Raw genomic sequence first — 16,923 nt, 5'->3', positions numbered from 1 at the left:
TGAGAGATTTCCTCGTTGTTAAATCAGACATCATTAGCAAGAAATTCAAACTCAGCTTGTGAAGTATCTTCCAATTTTTTATGAGAAAAGCACTTATTTCATTACATTTAAGTAATTGGAATAGGCTGATTGTATGAAAAATACGCTTTTCATAATTGTTGTTTTAATTCAATTACAACCTTTTGCATTGCTCCATGCACAGAGGAAGGAGTTATTGGTTAAGAATTATAAAATTTCCGAAGGATTATCGCACAATACAGTGCATTGCATTGCTCAGGATGACAAGGGTTTTCTGTGGGTAGGAACCGAAGATGGTCTGAACAGGTTCGATGGATATTCTTTTATTCCTTATAAGAAAAACATACAGAATCCTTATTCGATACCAGATGATTTTGTAAACAGCATTTTTATCGATAAACAACAGAATATCTGGATTGGCACTAACAGTCGAGGTCTTTCTCTGTTTAATAAAGAAACACTTCGTTTCAAATCCATTTCAACCTATAATTCTCAGGGTAAAGAATTGCCCCTGAAGATGATTAATGCCATAAGCCAGGACAGCAAAGGGCACTTGTGGCTAGGAACTTTTTCGGGACTGTTTGAATTTGACCCAAAAACAGAAAAAATAATTGCACATTATCACCCAACAAGTTCCCCTTTAGCAATAGCAGATGACGAAATTCGCTGTTTGTTTATGGACAAAGAAGATGTTTTGTGGATTGGAACAAATTCTAAAGGCTTAAACCGATTTGATATCAAAAACAAGACTTTCACTCATTACGCCAAAGACGAAAAAAGCCGAAATAGTATTTCTAACAATAGTATTGGCGCCATTTTGCGCGACAAATCGGGCAATTTATGGGTTGGTACATCCTGGGGATTGAACCTGCTGGATGAGCAGAATAATCAATTCAAACAGTTTTACAACAATCCCAAAAACCCGAACTCCATCAGTGCCAATTCTATTCATTCCATTTACGAAGATCGTTTGAATAATTTATGGATAGGAACTTTAAACGGACTGGATCTATACGATAAAAAGAGCCAGACCTTTAACAACTATGCTTTTGTCCAAACCAATAATCCCTCATTTTTCGAAAATCAGATTTTTTCACTCTTCGAAGATAAATTTGGCCAATTATGGATAGGAACGGCCACGAGAGGCTTGATGAAAATCAACAATCAGCTTAAAAGTTTCAAATACCTCTCATTGGAGAAAGAAGATACTGAGGATATCGACAAAGACAACATTATCAGAGAAATATACGAGGTTGATGCCTCGCAGATATGGATTGGAATATTAAACGGCGGATTGAAAATTTATAACCCCCAGAACAAACAAGTAAGAAGTTTTAAAAATAATCCACTCAATCCGAATAGTTTATCTGATAACCGGGTAAATACAGTTTATAAAGATTCTAAGTCGAATATCTGGATTGGAACCTGGGAAGGGGGTTTAAATAAAGCCGTTGCTGAAAACGGAACTTTTCGGTTCGAGCGATATCTCCATGATGCAGACAATCCAGCCAGCATTTCGAACAATGTAGTGAAGGAGATTTTAGAAGATCCCTGGGGTAGAGTATGGCTTGGTACTGAAAATGGACTCGATATTTTCGATCCTATCCGAAAGACCGCCATTCATTTTGTACATCAGGCAGATAATCCAAACAGTCTGGTAAACAATAGCATTCAATCGGGCTGCATAGTTTTCGATAAGCAAAACAACATGTGGGTTGGCACCTGGGGTGGCCTATCAAAAGTAACATTTTCAGAAAAGAACCTGATGCCTGAAAAATATATAAATTTTCAGGAGAACGATAGCTCTAAATTTTCACTCAGCGAAAACAGGGTTATATCCTTGCATCTGAGCAAAGACAATGTATTGTATGCCGGCACTTTCGGTGGTGGGTTAAACAAAATAGTGTTCAACCAACAATCGGATGTAACAGAAATAAAGTGTTACCTTGAAACAAATGGCCTGGCCAATAATGTGGTGTATGCAATTCTCGAAGATGACGATGGGTTTTTGTGGCTTTCGACCAACAATGGTTTGTCGAAATTCAATCCAAAAACGGAAAAATTCGAGAATTACGATGAATATGATGGCCTTCCCAGCAATCAGTTTTTTTGGGGTGCAGCATGCAAACTTAAGTCGGGAGAAATGGCTTTTGGCAGCATGAAGGGCGTAACAACCTTTTTCTCCGATCAAATACAGCTGGATAACATAAGTCCTGAAATAGTAATTACCGATTTTAGAATTTTCGATCAGCAGCCTGAAATATCCCCTGATTCGAAACTCACAAAAAGCATTATCTATACCGATACAATTTATCTCGATTATAAAGACCAAGTAATCTCCTTTGAATTTTCGGCCCTTCAATTTTCAGATCCATCAAAAAACAAATATGCCTACAAGCTAGAAGGTTTTGATAAACAATGGAATAACACCGATGCCAATAAAAGATTTGCAGTATATACCAACCTTGCCCCACGGGAATATACCTTTTTAGTGAAAGCTACTAATGCCGATGGAATATGGGGTGATAAGATTAGCAGCTTAAAAATATTTATAGCTCCCCCATATTGGAAAACCTGGTGGTTTCGCACTTTGTTGATACTATCCATAGTTATCAGTCTGGTTTTATTATACCGCTTCAGGCTTGCCACGCTAAGAAAGCAGAAAAGATTATTGGAAAAAACTGTGAAAGAAAAAACCCTCGAAATCCAAAGTCAAAACGAAGAATTAAAGTCGTTTAACGAAGAAATAACGGTTACAAATGAGATACTTGAGCACCAGCGCGAAGAGCTTGAGGTAACACTTCTATCGTTAAAAGATGCTCAAGCCCAGTTAATTCAATCAGAAAAAATGGCTTCGTTAGGTGTATTGGCTGCAGGTGTTGCCCACGAAATTAACAACCCATTGAATTTTATTCAGGGTGGTATTGTTGCACTTGAGACCTATTTTGAAGAAAACCTTCAGGATCATATTCAAGAGGTTAGTCCATTGATGAACGGTATACAGGTTGGCATTAGCCGGGTTGCCACCATCGTAACCAGCCTCAACCATTACAGCCGGCAGGATAATCTATTGTTTACTGAATGCGATATACCCACGATAATTGACCACTGCCTGGTTATGCTTCAGAATGAGACTAAGAACAGGATAGAAATACAGACAGATTATGTTTCAATACCGTACAAATTAACTGGTAATGAAGGTAAGCTGCACCAGGCTTTTCTCAATATTCTGGCCAATGCCGTGCAGGCAATCGAAGCGGATGGAACAATCACCATTCAAACAAAAATTGAGTTAGGTAAACTATCTGTTACTGTCACAGACACCGGATGTGGCATTAATTCAGAGGATTTAACCAGAATTTTCGACCCGTTTTTTACCACAAAAGAACCCGGACAAGGAACCGGACTTGGCCTTTCAATTACTTATAACATTATTAAAGAACACCAGGGTACTATTTCATGCACCTCGAAATTAAATGCCGGAACCACTTTTATAATTCAGTTACCAGTAAAAACATAAATTTCATGTTATGCTCACAATTCTTTATGTCGACGACGAACCAATCAATCTTCTGCTTTTTGAAAGAATGTTTAATAAAAAGTACCATGTTATCACGGTTGAGTCTGGTGTAGAAGGCCTCGAAATATTGAAAGAAAGGCCTGAGATAGAACTGGTTATCAGCGACATGAAAATGCCTCAGATGAATGGAATAGATTTTATTGCACAAGCAAGAAGGCTTTGTCCTGAAATACAATACTATATTCTAACGGGATATGAAGTAACTACTCCTATACAGGAAGCTTTAAACAGTGGTTTAATTTTAAAATATTTTCGCAAACCATTTAATATGCATGAGATTGATAATACGATTACAGGAAACCTAAAGAAAAAAGCCTGAAAACATCACTTTCCAGGCTTTTTATATTATGATATAGAGGCCAAAAATAGTTGGTAAAAAGTTTTTTATTCCTTGTCACTATTGAGATACAAAAGAGTTAATTGAAAGTTGTTTCAGTTAACTCTTTTATATTTATGAAAACATCAAAAAAAAGCGTTGTTGGGCATGTCAAAGTTTGAATTTAATCAAATGGGGAACCCAGCAAGGAAAACAACGTTTTAAATGTCAATTTTGCGGTATATTATTCACTAATGCTAGTCTATTTACAAAGAAAACAAATCAAAAAGTTTGGTTTCAGCATTGGGTTATTGGACGACAAACGATACCACAGATAAGCAAATCCAGTGGATACTCTGAGCGGACGCTTAAGCGAATGTTTTCTTATTATCTCTCACAATCCCCTGTATATGCAGTTAAGCCATCAGAGAAGGTTAATTTATTGATAGATGGAACCTACTTCAGTAAAGATCTTTGTTTGGTTCTTTACAGAGATAACACGATAAAATTCACACAGTTGTATCGATTAACTGATGGGGAATGGTATGACGAAATGAAAGAAGACCTGGAAAATCTATTAAAGCTTGGAGTCCAAATAGAAAGTATAACATGCGATGGACATAAATCACTGCTTAAAGCGATTCGTAAAGTATGTAAACATGTAACCGTTCAACGGTGTATTATTCATGTTCAAAGAATGTGTCGTATCTGGCTTACAATGAACCCCAAGAGTATTGCAGGTATGGAACTTAGAACTATTATAAACCAGTTACATAAAATTGAGAATAAAGAGCAATGGGGGAATTGGGTTGTCAACTTATACAACTGGCATGAAAAACATAAGGAATTCTTAGATCAAAAAAGCTACAACTTTGATACTGGAAGGTATTGGTACACTCATAAAATGGTTAGGCGTTCATTTACAGTTATTAAGAAGGCTTTGCCTGATATGTTCCATTATCTGGACAATGACAGAATTCCAAAATCCACAAATGGATTAGAGTCATTTTTTGGACATCTTAAAAGTCACATAACTCTACACCGAGGACTATCCAAAGAACATCGTAAAAGCTTTATAAGATGGTATTTATACTATAAAAACCAAAGAGTTTTCTAAGCCATAATCACAGAAATTGAATAAAAAGGCCCTGATTGTTAGTCAGGGCCCAATTCCCGTGGTAAATCTTATTGCTATCAGGTTGCTCTCCAGCAGAGCCTAAGTCCTCTTTAGATTTACTCTTGTATTTTACAAAATTTAAAACAAATAATCACCAACTATTTTTGGCACCATTACCTATATTATTGTTCCTCGTTGCTAACCTTCTTTCACTTCCGGATCTTTCTTCTTTTCTTCTTTGGGTTTCTCGAGGGCTTTAGGTTCCAGGTTGCCTTCTGTCAGCTTTTTCTCCTGATGAACCACATTGATAATAATCTCCTCTTTTTCCTTGTCAAATCCAACCTCTAATTTGTCACCCTCTTTTATATCAGCCTTAATGATTACTTCGGCCATGGGGTCCTCGAGGTATTTCTGAATGGCACGTTTGAGCGGTCTGGCTCCAAATTGCACATCGTAGCCTTTTTCAGCAATGAATTCTTTGGCTTCATCGGTAAGTACAATTTCGTACCCCAGCATTATAATTCTCTTATACAAGCCTTTGAGTTCAATATCGATAATTTTAAAGATGTCTTCCTTGCTAAGGGCATTGAACAATACTACATCGTCGAGCCTGTTCAGGAACTCAGGAGCAAATGCCTTTTTCAATGCATTGTGTATTACACTCTTGGCATAATCGTTGGTTTGGGCATTTTTTGATTGAGTCGTAAAACCTACACCCTGGCCAAAATCCTTGAGCTGACGGGTGCCGATGTTGGAGGTCATGATAATAATAGTATTGCGAAAATCGATGCGACGACCAAGACTATCAGTAAGCTGACCTTCGTCAAGCACCTGAAGCATGAGGTGAAATACATCGGGATGGGCTTTCTCAATCTCATCAAGAAGAACAACCGAATAGGGTTTGCGCCTTACTTTTTCAGTAAGCTGACCACCTTCTTCGTAACCAATGTAACCCGGAGGTGCACCCACAAGGCGCGATACAGAGAATTTCTCCATGTATTCACTCATATCCACCCGAATAAGGTTATCAATCGATTCGAACAGGTATTGAGCTAAAACCTTGGCAAGTTGCGTTTTACCAACACCGGTGGGGCCTAAGAAGATAAAGGAACCGATGGGTTTGTTCGGGTCCTTTAGTCCTGCCCGGTTACGTTGTATGGATTTTACAATTTTTTCGATGGCTTCGTCCTGTCCGATGACACTACCTTTCAGCTCGGTATTCATTTTCAATAAACGAGCACCTTCGGCTTGTGCTACGCGCTGCACTGGCACACCAGTCATCATTGCCACCACTTCAGCCACTTTCTCTTCGTCGACTACTTCGCGGTTACGGGCTAGTTCTTTCTCCCAACGAAGTTTTTCAGCTTCGAGCAATTCGATAAATTCTTTTTCTTTGTCGCGGAAACTGGCTGCTTTTTCGAAATTCTGGTTTTTAACAGCCTTTATCTTTTCTTTCTTGGTTTCTTCTACTTTTTTCTCCAGTTCGAGAATGGAATCTGGCACCACTATGTTGGAGATATGCACCCTTGATCCGGCTTCGTCCATGGCATCGATAGCCTTGTCAGGAAGGTGACGGTCTGTAATGTACCGGTTAGTAAGGCGCACACAGGCATGAATAGCCTCTTCTGTATAAAACACATTGTGGTGATCTTCGTATCGCTCTTTAATATTATTGAGTATTTCAAAAGTCTCAGCTTCACTGGTGGGTTCAATCATCACTTTCTGGAAACGGCGTTCCAGGGCACCATCTTTCTCAATGTGCTGACGGTACTCATCGAGTGTGGTAGCACCGATACACTGGATTTCTCCGCGTGCCAGGGCTGGTTTTAACATGTTGGCAGCATCGAGCGAACCTGTTGCACCTCCGGCACCTACAATGGTATGTATTTCGTCGATAAACAGAATGACATCGTTGGTTTTTTGAAGCTCGTTCAAAATGGCTTTCATGCGTTCTTCGAACTGCCCACGGTATTTGGTACCGGCAACAATAGATGCTAAATCGAGGGTAACAACCCTTTTTCCAAACAAAACACGCGAAACCTTACGTTTGATAATGCGCAAGGCAAGACCTTCGGCTATGGCCGATTTACCTACACCAGGTTCGCCAATAAGAATAGGATTGTTTTTTTTGCGACGGCTAAGAATCTGAGCAATGCGCTCAATTTCCTTTTCGCGGCCTACAATGGGGTCAAGGCGGTCTTCTTCGGCTGCTTTGGTAAGGTCGATACCAAAGTTGTCGAGCACTGGGGTATCAGAACTCGATTTACCGGTTTGTTCGGGACTTGCACCCATGTTTCCTTTACCGGGGCCAAAAGTGCTGCCAGGGCCTTCGTCTTCGTCGCTGGAGTATTCCGATTTGGTTTCCTGTGGTTTGGCAGGCTCCTGTTTGTTTTCCTTTTCAAGCTCGGTGCGCACCCTGTAATAATCTACTTTGTGGTTGGCCAATACCTGACTTACATTTCCCTTGTCGTCTTTTAGTATAGCCAATAGCAAATGACCAGTATCTATGGTGCTTTTATTCAGCGATTTGGCTTCGAGGTACACAAGTTTTAAGATACGCTCAGAAGCCCTTAACAAGGGTATATTTTCGGTTTGAGTTACCTTTATAGGACCCGAAGGGGTTAAGCTGTTTTCGATATCACGCCTCAGGTCGTATAAATTCGCACCCAGAGAAATCAGTATATCGATGGCAATGCCTTCACCTTCCCTTAATATTCCGAGAAAAAGGTGCTCAGGCCCGATTTCAGTATTTCCAAGCCTTATCGCTTCTTCTTTGCTGTAGGAGAGCACATCTTTAATGCGCTGTGAAAATTTTGCATCCATTTTAAAAAATATCTTCAGTTTTAGCTATTTTGCTCGCTTCCAATCCTTACAAAGATAGCGATAATAGTAACGCTTTATAAACATATTTTGTTGATAATTACTACCATTTTAATACCTTAAAATTGACAAGATTGGCTACTTTCGTAGGCTGTTTGAATTTTAAGTTATTGCTAATTCTTTTGGTAATTCTAACGGCAAATGAAAATAGCATTTTAAACAAACGCACATTCTTAAAATTACAAAATATTTTCAACAAATAAAACGCAAACTTCGAAATGGCAGAAGGTGAAAACATAATTAAGATAAATATAGAGGAGGAAATGAAATCGGCCTACATCGATTATTCGATGTCGGTGATTGTTTCGCGTGCCTTGCCCGATGTGAGAGATGGTTTCAAACCGGTTCACAGGCGGGTTTTGTTTGGCATGTCTGAGTTGGGAGTTTTATCGAACAGACCCTATAAAAAGTCTGCCAGAATAGTAGGTGAGGTATTAGGTAAATATCATCCTCATGGTGATTCGTCGGTATACGATACAATGGTGCGCATGGCCCAGGAGTGGTCGCTGCGCTATCCTTTGGTAGACGGACAAGGTAACTTCGGATCGATGGACGGCGATAGTCCGGCTGCAATGCGTTACACCGAAGCACGGCTCCGGAAAATTGCAGAAGAAACCCTTGCCGACTTAGAAAAGCAAACAGTCGATTTTCAGCTTAACTTCGACGATACCCTCGAAGAGCCCACTGTACTACCTACACGCATACCAAACCTTCTTGTGAATGGTTCATCGGGTATTGCCGTGGGTATGGCTACCAATATAGCCCCGCACAACCTCAGAGAGGTTTGCCAGGCCATTCGGGCATATATCGACAACAAGGATATTACCATCGATGAGTTGATGGAGAAATACATCGTAGCACCAGATTTTCCAACCGGAGGCACCATTTTTGGCCATAAAGGCATTCGCGATGCTTTCGAAACAGGGCGTGGAAGAATTGTGCTTCGTGCAAAAACAGAAATTGAATTCACCGAAACAGGGCGTGAGCGCATTGTAGTTACCGAAATACCCTACCAGGTTAATAAGGCGGAGATGATCAAGAAAATCGCCGACATGATTAACGAGAAGAAGCTGGATGGTATCTCTTATATCAACGACGAATCGGACCGGAACGGACTTCGAATTGTAATTATTGTTAAGAAAGATGCACAGGCGAACGTGGTGCTGAATAAACTTTACAAATACTCTCAATTACAAACTACTTTTAGTGTCAACAACATTGCCCTGGTCAAAGGTCGTCCGCGCACGCTCAATCTCATTGAGCTGATTAAATATTTTGTTGAGCATCGTCACGATGTAGTAGTTCGCCGTACTCAGTTTGAATTGAAAAAAGCAGAAGACCGGCAGCACATACTCGAAGGGCTGATAATTGCCAGCGACAACATCGATGAAGTAATAAAAATTATTCGTGGTTCAGCCTCGCCTGACGAAGCACGTGAGCGACTTATGGAGCGATTTAGCTTGTCAGACCTGCAAAGCCGAGCCATTGTCGAAATGCGTCTGCGTCAGCTTACCGGACTGGAGCAGGATAAATTGCGACAGGAATACGAAGAGCTAACCCAGCTTATTATCCGTCTAAAAGAAATTTTGGCCAACGAAGATTTACGTATGGCAATTATTAAGGAAGAAACCCTCGAGGTGGAAGAAAAGTTTGGCGATGCAAGGCGTACCGATGTAGTACCCGATGCAGGCGAATTTAATCCGGAGGATTTCTATGCCGACGACGACATGCTCATTACTATTTCGCACATGGGCTACATTAAAAGAACAAACCTGCAGGAATTCCGTACACAAAATCGGGGAGGAGTTGGTTCGAAAGGAAGCGATACCCGCGATGAAGATTTCCTGGAACATATGTTTCATGCCACCATGCACAATACGCTTCTATTTTTTACTGAGAAAGGTAAGTGCTTCTGGCTTAGAGTATATGAAATACCAGAAGGAACTAAAACTTCAAAAGGAAGAGCTATACAAAACCTGATAAATATCGACAGCGACGATAAAGTCAGAGCCTTTATAAAAGTAAAAGACTTTACCGACCCGGAATATCTTAAATCGAATTACATTGTATTGGCTACCAAAGAAGGGCTTATTAAAAAAACTACCCTTGAGGCCTATTCACGTATTCGTTCGAATGGTATTATAGCTATCAGTTTCCGCGAAGGCGACAGCCTGATTCAAGCCCGCCTGACCAATGGAAACAATGAGATTTTGCTGGCTGTAAAGTCAGGTAAGGCCATTCGGTTCAACGAGAAAACAGTGCGCACCGTGGGTCGTACCGCATTAGGCGTAAGAGGAGTAAGACTGGCCTCTGAGAGCGATGAAGTAATTGGAATGGTAACCGTGGATGCCAGCAACAAAGAAACCACCATATTAGTGGTATCGGAACAAGGTTATGGAAAGCGTACCGATATTGACGATTACCGGGTAACCAATCGCGGTGGAAAAGGAGTAAAAACTATCAATATTACCGAGAAAACTGGTTCACTCATAGCCATTAAGGCAGTTTCCGATGATTCTGACCTGATGATCATCAACAAATCAGGACTTACCATCCGGCTGGCTGTTGAATCAATTCGTGTGGCAGGAAGGGCCACTCAGGGAGTCAGGTTAATTAACCTTCGAGCCGACGATTCGATTGCTGCTGTTGCTGGAGTTGCTAAAAGTGCAGAAGAAGAGGAAATAATTCCTGAAGGAATCGAATTAGCTGATAATGAAGCAGAAGAAGGAGATAACTCCTGATTTTTTGAATCAGGATCTGAGCTAAATCCTTTGCAAAATAGATAAATTGCCATACCTTGCGCCCGGTATGGCAATATTTTTGCCTATATTTTTAATTTAAATATTTAACTTATAAACTATTAAACTCATAAAAATGAATAAGCTGACAACCTTCTTTGCAGTTGTACTTTTTGCATCTGCAACTAACTTGATGGCCCAAACAGAAAGCACTACTGTTACAGCGGCCTCTTCTTATGCTGGACTTGAGAAAAAGCTTGCATCCAGCGAAAAAGACATGCAGGATCCAAAGAAAAATGTGACCCCAAAGTTTTGGTTATCAAGAGCAGGACTTATGATGGATGCGTATTATGTGAATCTTCAGTATCTTGCTAAAGACAATCAACTACTTCTGATGGCTTTCCAGTTCGGCGAACCTAAAGAAAAAAAACAAGAAACTAAAGAAGGGATTACTTATGATGTGTATGTGTACGAAAGAGTAACCATTACTTATTTGAATGGCATGGTTTATAGTTGGGTAGAAACAAATCCTTTGCATTCTAATCCTCTTCCAACAGCCATGGAAGCACTCGATAAAACAGTTGAACTCGACGCAGAAGGTAAATTGGTGAAAAAAACCAAAGAAGAATACAAACGTTTGATTGATCTTTTCAAACGCCAGGCAATCGAAACTTTTATGGTGGATGATTTTAAATCGTCGTTTCAGAATTTTGAATACGCTGTGAATGTATCTCTAAAGCCTATAATGGGTGGGGCGGTCGATACAGTATCGATGTTTAATGCCGGTATGGCCGCTTCGCGCGCTGAATTGGACGATGAAAGTATTAAATATTACGAAATGGCGCTTTCGTACAATTATCCCGAGCCAACCTTGTATGTATTTTTGAAAAACAAGTATTATGCTAAAGGTGATACCGCCAAAGGAGTGGAGACTCTCTTGGCTGGATTTAAGAAGTTTCCGGATAACCAAGACATCGTTGCCGAGATTATCAATTATTACTTAATGGCTGGCAAAGCTCAGGAGGCATTGGATTATATTCATATCGCTCAGGAGAAAGATCCGAGCAATGTATCGCTCTATTTTGCAGAAGCAACATTGTACGACAAACAAGGTGATATTGAGAAAGCTACTGCTACTTACAATAAATGTATCGAAATTTCTCCTGAATATTTTAATGCCTATTTCAACCTTGGTGTGATGCATTACAACCAGGCACAAAAATATTTCGATGAAGCAAGCAAAATAACGGATAATACTTACAAGGTTGTGATGGCACAAGGTGATGAGGAATTGAAGAAAGTGATTCCTATGATGAAAAAATGCCACGAACTTAATCCGGCTGACGAGGTTGTATTGGAAACATTAAAATCAGTTTATTACCGTTTAAAGATGACTGCAGAATACGAAGAAATCAAAGCTAAATTGGCAAAATAAATTTTAAAGAAAATAGGGCAGTGTAGACTGCTCTTTTTCTTTGTATATAGCAGTTAACATAATATAAATTATAAGACAAATCATTTGTTTCTTTTGCAGCCCGGCAAAATGGACAATGAAGTAATTGATTAGAAAATCAGTCATCTAGGTTCCGGCTTTTTGACAATTTTAAATTCAAACTACAGCAGACTACAGCAGAACTTTTCAAATCTAATTTTCAAAAGAAAATATAATGGATTTGACAAGCTAAGCTGGTAAAACTTATACGCTGTTAAAATATCAAAACCTCAAAAACCTCAATAGAAGTGATTTTAGAAAGCTAGAATTGATTTGGCATTATGCAAATTATATATTCAGGTATTCCTTCTTTCGTTTGTCATTTAATTCATTAATTTTCTATTTAACATAATACACCATAAAATTAGAATGGTATTCTATCACCATTAAAACTCACTTATAATATGGAAGTGAGCAAAAAGATGAACTTTATAAAATTCATATAATCAATCCAATATACCATTTTAAAGTTTTTGTATTTGAAAATTAGAAAGGTTCTGGTTTCGTAGTGTTAAACTTTTCTATCATAGCTATTTCAAATGCTAGATATTTAAATTGTTTTTATACATTTGCGCATTAAAATAAAAAGGTATTTGGTCGTAATCACTCACAATTAATCGGGTTAAAGAATTGAAAACTAGAATGAAAAACTCCTATTTTGATTTGGTTGAGCAGAGCTTTTATTTTCCGCAAGAAGGCTTTGATTTGCGTGATAAATATTTAACCTTTCATGGCATTTCGCTCAAATACCTGATTAATAAATACGGAACGCCGTTTAACCTTATTTACCTACCCAAAATCGGCGATCAGATTAAAAAAGCCAGAAACCTCTTTAACCGTTCGATACGTAACAATGCATACCGTGGCGAGTACCAGTATTGTTATTGTACCAAGTGCAATCACTTTCATCATGTGATCAGTGAAGCACTTAAGCACAAGGTAAACCTTGAAACATCGTCGGCCTTTGATATTGATTTAATTTTGCATCTCTATAAACAAAAAAAGCTCGATAGCAAGCGTATTATCGTACACAACGGATATAAAACAGACGAATACATCGATCGTATCTTGAATCTTCAGGAAGCAGGCTTTATCAACTCCATTATTATTTTGGACAGTTTAAAGGAGATGGAGAGGCTATTTACTGAGATTAACAAGAGAAAACTCGACCATCGTGTTAAAATCGGGCTTCGGATGTCGATTAACGAAGAACCCCAATCGGCCTATTACACTTCCAGGCTTGGTATTCCACAATCGGAAGTAATGGACTTTTTTCGCGAAAACATCAAGAATAATCCCAGTGTGGAGTTGAAGATGTTTCACTTTTTCGTGGATTCGGGAATTAAAGACAGTTTTTATTACTGGGGTGAGTTTAAAAAGGCCATTGACCTTTATATCGAACTAAAAAAGGAAAGTGATACGCTGGATTCTTTTAACCTTGGCGGCGGGTTTCCAATTCGCAACCACATGGGTTTTGAGTACGATTACGAGTACATGATCAATGAGATCATTAAAAACATCAAGGAGGCCTGCGAAAATGAGCAGGTTATTGAGCCCCACATTTTTACGGAGTTTGGCAAATATACGGTTGGAGAGAGCTCTGCTATCATTTTTAAAGTGCTGGAGCAAAAACAACAGAACGACGCCGAATTATGGTACATCATTAACAACAGCCTGATGAATACCATTCCCGATGCATGGTCGATTAACGAGAAGTTTATTTTGTTGCCGGTGAATAAATGGCAAAACGAATATACGCGTGTGGCCATTGGTGGAATTAGCTGCGATTACTCCGATTATTATAACTCCGAAGACCTGAACCAGGAGGTGGTATTGCCCCGTTTTGACGACAATGATGAGGAACCACTTTACATCGGATTTTTTCATACAGGTGCTTACCAGGATTCGATCAGTGGATATGGTGGTATCAAACACTGCTTAATTCCTGCCCCAAAGCATGTAATTATTGACCGCGATGCTGAAGGAAACTTTATTGACTACATGTACCGTAATGAGCAATCTGCCTCGGAAATGTTCAGTATCCTGGGTTACTCTGATCAATAATAAGGATTTAAACGCGAACTGGAATTGGAGCCTTTCTTAACTTCTTAATGGTAGATCTTTTCGACGAATTTAATTCCGTGTCCTTCCAGTTCATTCAGTATGGGGTCATAGATTTCCTTTTTCGTGGGAATATGCACTCCTTTGAGGTTAATCTGACCAATTAGTACCATTTTAGTTGCAATGGCTAGTGGTAGGCCCACCGTTTTCGACATGGCAGTATGCTGCATGTTGTCGCCTATGCAACCCATTGAGCTTGTTTTTAATATGGGCTTAGGCTTAGAAGGATCGAAATAGATAAACTTATGCCACATTACCAACATGTCTTTGTCGTTCTCGTCCAGCTCCCATTTCTGGCTAAGAATATGCTGTAATATTTGTGCAGGTGTGGCATTTTTTAATCCTACGGGTGTATTATCAAATATTCCCAGCCATTCGAGTTTGTCGATGATATCTGAGTCGTTATCAAGGTGCATGTAGTGCAACAATTTCAACTTTACACTATCGGTTTCGGAATAATACAGAAATGAATTGATAAATTCCTTATAAGTCATGGTGTCTGTGTTTTCCATGATATAGGAATCGTCCGTGGCACCCAATTGCACAAACACATCCCAGGCGCGGCAAAAGCCAGGTCGGCGTAAGGTACCCCTGTAAACGGTTGCCACATCTTTTAGGTTATATTGCTCGATATAATGCAATGAGTCGCGGTTGGCATAACCTTCAAAAGTGCCATACCCTTCAACTTCTATTTTTTCAGTGCGCCGAAAAAGCCTGTTGTAGGGAATGTATTTGTATTTTCCTTCTTGTATAAATTTTGCAGGCCCACCCTGCCCTGCTACTACAACATTGCGGGGATTCCAGGTAAACTTATAATGCCAGGGATTGTTGTCGCTTTCGGGGGCAATCAGGCCGCCTGTAAAAGATTCGAAGGTATGCAGTTTATATCCTGCATCGCGAATCCGATCGATTTCGCGCATGGCCGACATGTGATCAATTCCAGGATCGACCCCCAGCTCGTTCATAAACAAGATACCTTTTGACCTGGCTTCTGCACTCATATCGGCCACTTCTTTCGATTCGTAAGAAGCGGTTAGCAATGACTTACCATGCTTCAGGCAATAACGGGCCACTTCTGGATGAAAGCGTGCCGGCAACATGGATACGACGATGTCAACCTCCAGAATTTCCTGTTCAAGCTGTTGAGGGTTAAAGATGTCGAGTTCCACAGCCCTGGTAGGTTCATGAATTTTTTGCAGCACCAAATCAATATCTTTGTCGGCTACGCGCAATTGCCAGTTGTAAATACCTCCCTGGGCTTCGAGGTATTGAATAAGTGTGGAAGACGAACGACCTGCACCTATTATCAGAATGGTTTTCATGGTCGGATGGCTTGGTAAAGTAAAAAATAAATCGGATTTACATTTCCGCTAATTCAATATAAGTAATTGAAATTCTGGCATTAAAATATTATGAGTTCAACCAATCATTCAGATATTCAAATCTGGATGTAAGAGCTCCATTGCGTGTAATTGTGGCTCTCTCAATAATTCCATCTTTGTCCTCTTCAAAAAAGAATGGAAATATTTTTTCTATCAGGCTGTTGCCAAATTCTTCCGAAGCATCGCGCGGCAATTCGTTGGGCAAATTGTCAACTGCCATTACCGTTATATTGGTTGGCTTGGTAAAAGCAAGTTCTTCCTTTCTGGTAAAAGGGTTGTAACCATAAAAGGGATCTTCTATAATTGCCGACCGAAGAGTGCTGGGAATGGATCCTTGTATATCGCAGGTAATATCGGCAATAATTCGAATTCGGAAAGAAGGTTCTGTCATTTCTTCGGCGGTAAACAGCACAGGAGAACGCGGATCCCAATAGGCCGAGGAAATGAACATATCGGTTGTATTGCAAAAACGCTTAAAATTGCCTGAATACTCTTCCGGATTTTGGACAAAATGATTAAAATCGAATGCACCGCCCTTTTTTGGTTGATAATAATCCGCAGGTTTTAGCTGCACAAAAACAGGCTCTTCAAAAAGTTCTTTTGCCAGGTACTCTTCCACTGTTACCTGCTTAATCTTCATATTTTGAAGAATTTCAAGGACCCCGCCAGCTACACGGCCTTCACCTGTAAAAGCAATTTTAATGGGTGGTAGCTTTATTTTATGTGCTTGCAAAAAAAGCTCTTTCAGGCTATTAAGCGTATGAGCCGGTTTGGGTTCAGGCATTTTATAACGAATGCAATAACCCCTCATGGCATTGTAGGTTCCTACTAAGCCGGCAAAACGGCCAAACCCCACCAAACGACGACCTTGTTTGTCGGTGAGTAATTCGAAATCGATCAGACGAATATTCTTCTTTAATACGGCTTTAAGCAAATCTTTATTACGTTCCTGTTTCTTAGCACAATGCGAGAAAAACAAATAAGTTTTACCTTCGATTAAACTTTTCACGGGCACTTCCTTAATGCCAATAAGCACATCGCATTCCTCCATGTTTTCGTTCAGCACAAAACATTGCTCGTCGTATTCTTCATCCATAAATGATCTGGAAGCACTGGGCTCAATCATTATTTGTATTTTTGGATAGATTTCCCGCAATCTCCGACATTGTTTGGGTGTAAGAGCAACCCTTTTGTCGTTTGGAATTTTTCCTTCTTTTATTAATCCTAATTTCAGCATAGTATTCGTTTTAATCCCAGTCTGTAAAAAATAAAAGCACTT

Annotated in this window: 9 protein-coding genes; 6 read left to right on the top strand and 3 right to left on the bottom strand. The window is 39.6% G+C overall.

What is annotated here, in order from left to right; all coding sequences use genetic code 11:
* Nucleotides 1–133 precede the first annotated feature (133 nt).
* The 3 genes from IPM71_00550 to IPM71_00540 all read left to right on the top strand — a co-directional run bounded on the left by IPM71_00550 (nucleotide 134) and on the right by IPM71_00540 (nucleotide 5,031).
* The gene (locus IPM71_00550; GenBank protein QQS51247.1) at nucleotides 134–3,538 is read left to right on the top strand and encodes a hypothetical protein; all 3,405 of its coding nucleotides are present in this window, start codon (nucleotides 134–136) and stop codon (nucleotides 3,536–3,538) included.
* 10 nt (nucleotides 3,539–3,548) lie between these two features.
* Nucleotides 3,549–3,917 carry a response regulator gene (locus IPM71_00545; GenBank protein QQS51246.1) on the top strand — a complete coding sequence of 123 codons (369 nt, stop codon included), beginning with the start codon at nucleotides 3,549–3,551 and terminating at the stop codon, nucleotides 3,915–3,917.
* Nucleotides 3,918–4,092: 175 nt separating this feature from the next.
* A complete protein-coding gene (locus IPM71_00540) occupies nucleotides 4,093–5,031 on the top strand; it encodes a transposase (protein ID QQS51245.1) in 939 nt (312 codons plus the stop codon).
* 198 nt (nucleotides 5,032–5,229) lie between these two features.
* Here the strand turns inward: IPM71_00540 and IPM71_00535 are convergent, their stop codons facing one another.
* The gene (locus IPM71_00535; protein QQS51244.1) at nucleotides 5,230–7,854 is read right to left on the bottom strand and encodes an ATP-dependent Clp protease ATP-binding subunit; all 2,625 of its coding nucleotides are present in this window, start codon (nucleotides 7,852–7,854) and stop codon (nucleotides 5,230–5,232) included.
* 275 nt (nucleotides 7,855–8,129) lie between these two features.
* On the opposite strand from IPM71_00535, the gene gyrA reads away from it, so the two are divergent.
* The 3 genes from gyrA (at nucleotide 8,130) to IPM71_00520 (ending at nucleotide 14,205) form a co-directional block, all read left to right on the top strand.
* The gene (gene gyrA / locus IPM71_00530) at nucleotides 8,130–10,652 is read left to right on the top strand and encodes a DNA gyrase subunit A (protein QQS51243.1); all 2,523 of its coding nucleotides are present in this window, start codon (nucleotides 8,130–8,132) and stop codon (nucleotides 10,650–10,652) included.
* A 133-nt stretch (nucleotides 10,653–10,785) separates the two neighbouring features.
* Nucleotides 10,786–12,084, top strand: a complete 1,299-nt coding sequence (locus IPM71_00525) for a tetratricopeptide repeat protein (GenBank protein QQS51242.1) — start codon at nucleotides 10,786–10,788, stop codon at nucleotides 12,082–12,084.
* 699 nt (nucleotides 12,085–12,783) lie between these two features.
* Nucleotides 12,784–14,205: an arginine decarboxylase gene (locus tag IPM71_00520; protein QQS51241.1), complete on the top strand. Its 1,422-nt coding sequence runs from the start codon at nucleotides 12,784–12,786 to the stop codon at nucleotides 14,203–14,205.
* 44 nt (nucleotides 14,206–14,249) lie between these two features.
* Here IPM71_00520 and IPM71_00515 read toward each other — a convergent pair whose 3' ends face one another.
* Nucleotides 14,250–15,584 (bottom strand): saccharopine dehydrogenase NADP-binding domain-containing protein, encoded by a 1,335-nt coding sequence (locus tag IPM71_00515; GenBank protein QQS51240.1) that lies wholly within the window; start codon nucleotides 15,582–15,584, stop codon nucleotides 14,250–14,252.
* A gap of 88 nt (nucleotides 15,585–15,672) precedes the next feature.
* Nucleotides 15,673–16,881: an alanine dehydrogenase gene (locus IPM71_00510; GenBank protein ID QQS51239.1), complete on the bottom strand. Its 1,209-nt coding sequence runs from the start codon at nucleotides 16,879–16,881 to the stop codon at nucleotides 15,673–15,675.
* Nucleotides 16,882–16,923 lie beyond the last annotated feature (42 nt).

This window comes from Bacteroidota bacterium (assembly GCA_016699695.1).
In the GTDB taxonomy this organism is placed as follows: Bacteria; Bacteroidota; Bacteroidia; order Bacteroidales; family UBA10428; genus UBA10428.
This window is presented reverse-complemented; position numbering and strand designations above follow the sequence as displayed.

Excerpts from the sequence above, each read along its gene's own strand:
- IPM71_00550 (QQS51247.1), top strand. The coding sequence starts at position 134 with ATGAAAAATACGCTTTTCATAATTGTTGTTTTAATTCAATTACAACCT.
- IPM71_00545 (QQS51246.1), top strand. The coding sequence starts at position 3,549 with ATGCTCACAATTCTTTATGTCGACGACGAACCAATCAATCTTCTGCTT.
- IPM71_00535 (QQS51244.1), bottom strand. The coding sequence starts at position 7,854 with ATGGATGCAAAATTTTCACAGCGCATTAAAGATGTGCTCTCCTACAGC.
- gyrA (QQS51243.1), top strand. The coding sequence starts at position 8,130 with ATGGCAGAAGGTGAAAACATAATTAAGATAAATATAGAGGAGGAAATG.
- IPM71_00525 (QQS51242.1), top strand. The coding sequence starts at position 10,786 with ATGAATAAGCTGACAACCTTCTTTGCAGTTGTACTTTTTGCATCTGCA.
- IPM71_00520 (QQS51241.1), top strand. The coding sequence starts at position 12,784 with ATGAAAAACTCCTATTTTGATTTGGTTGAGCAGAGCTTTTATTTTCCG.
- IPM71_00515 (QQS51240.1), bottom strand. The coding sequence starts at position 15,584 with ATGAAAACCATTCTGATAATAGGTGCAGGTCGTTCGTCTTCCACACTT.
- IPM71_00510 (QQS51239.1), bottom strand. The coding sequence starts at position 16,881 with ATGCTGAAATTAGGATTAATAAAAGAAGGAAAAATTCCAAACGACAAA.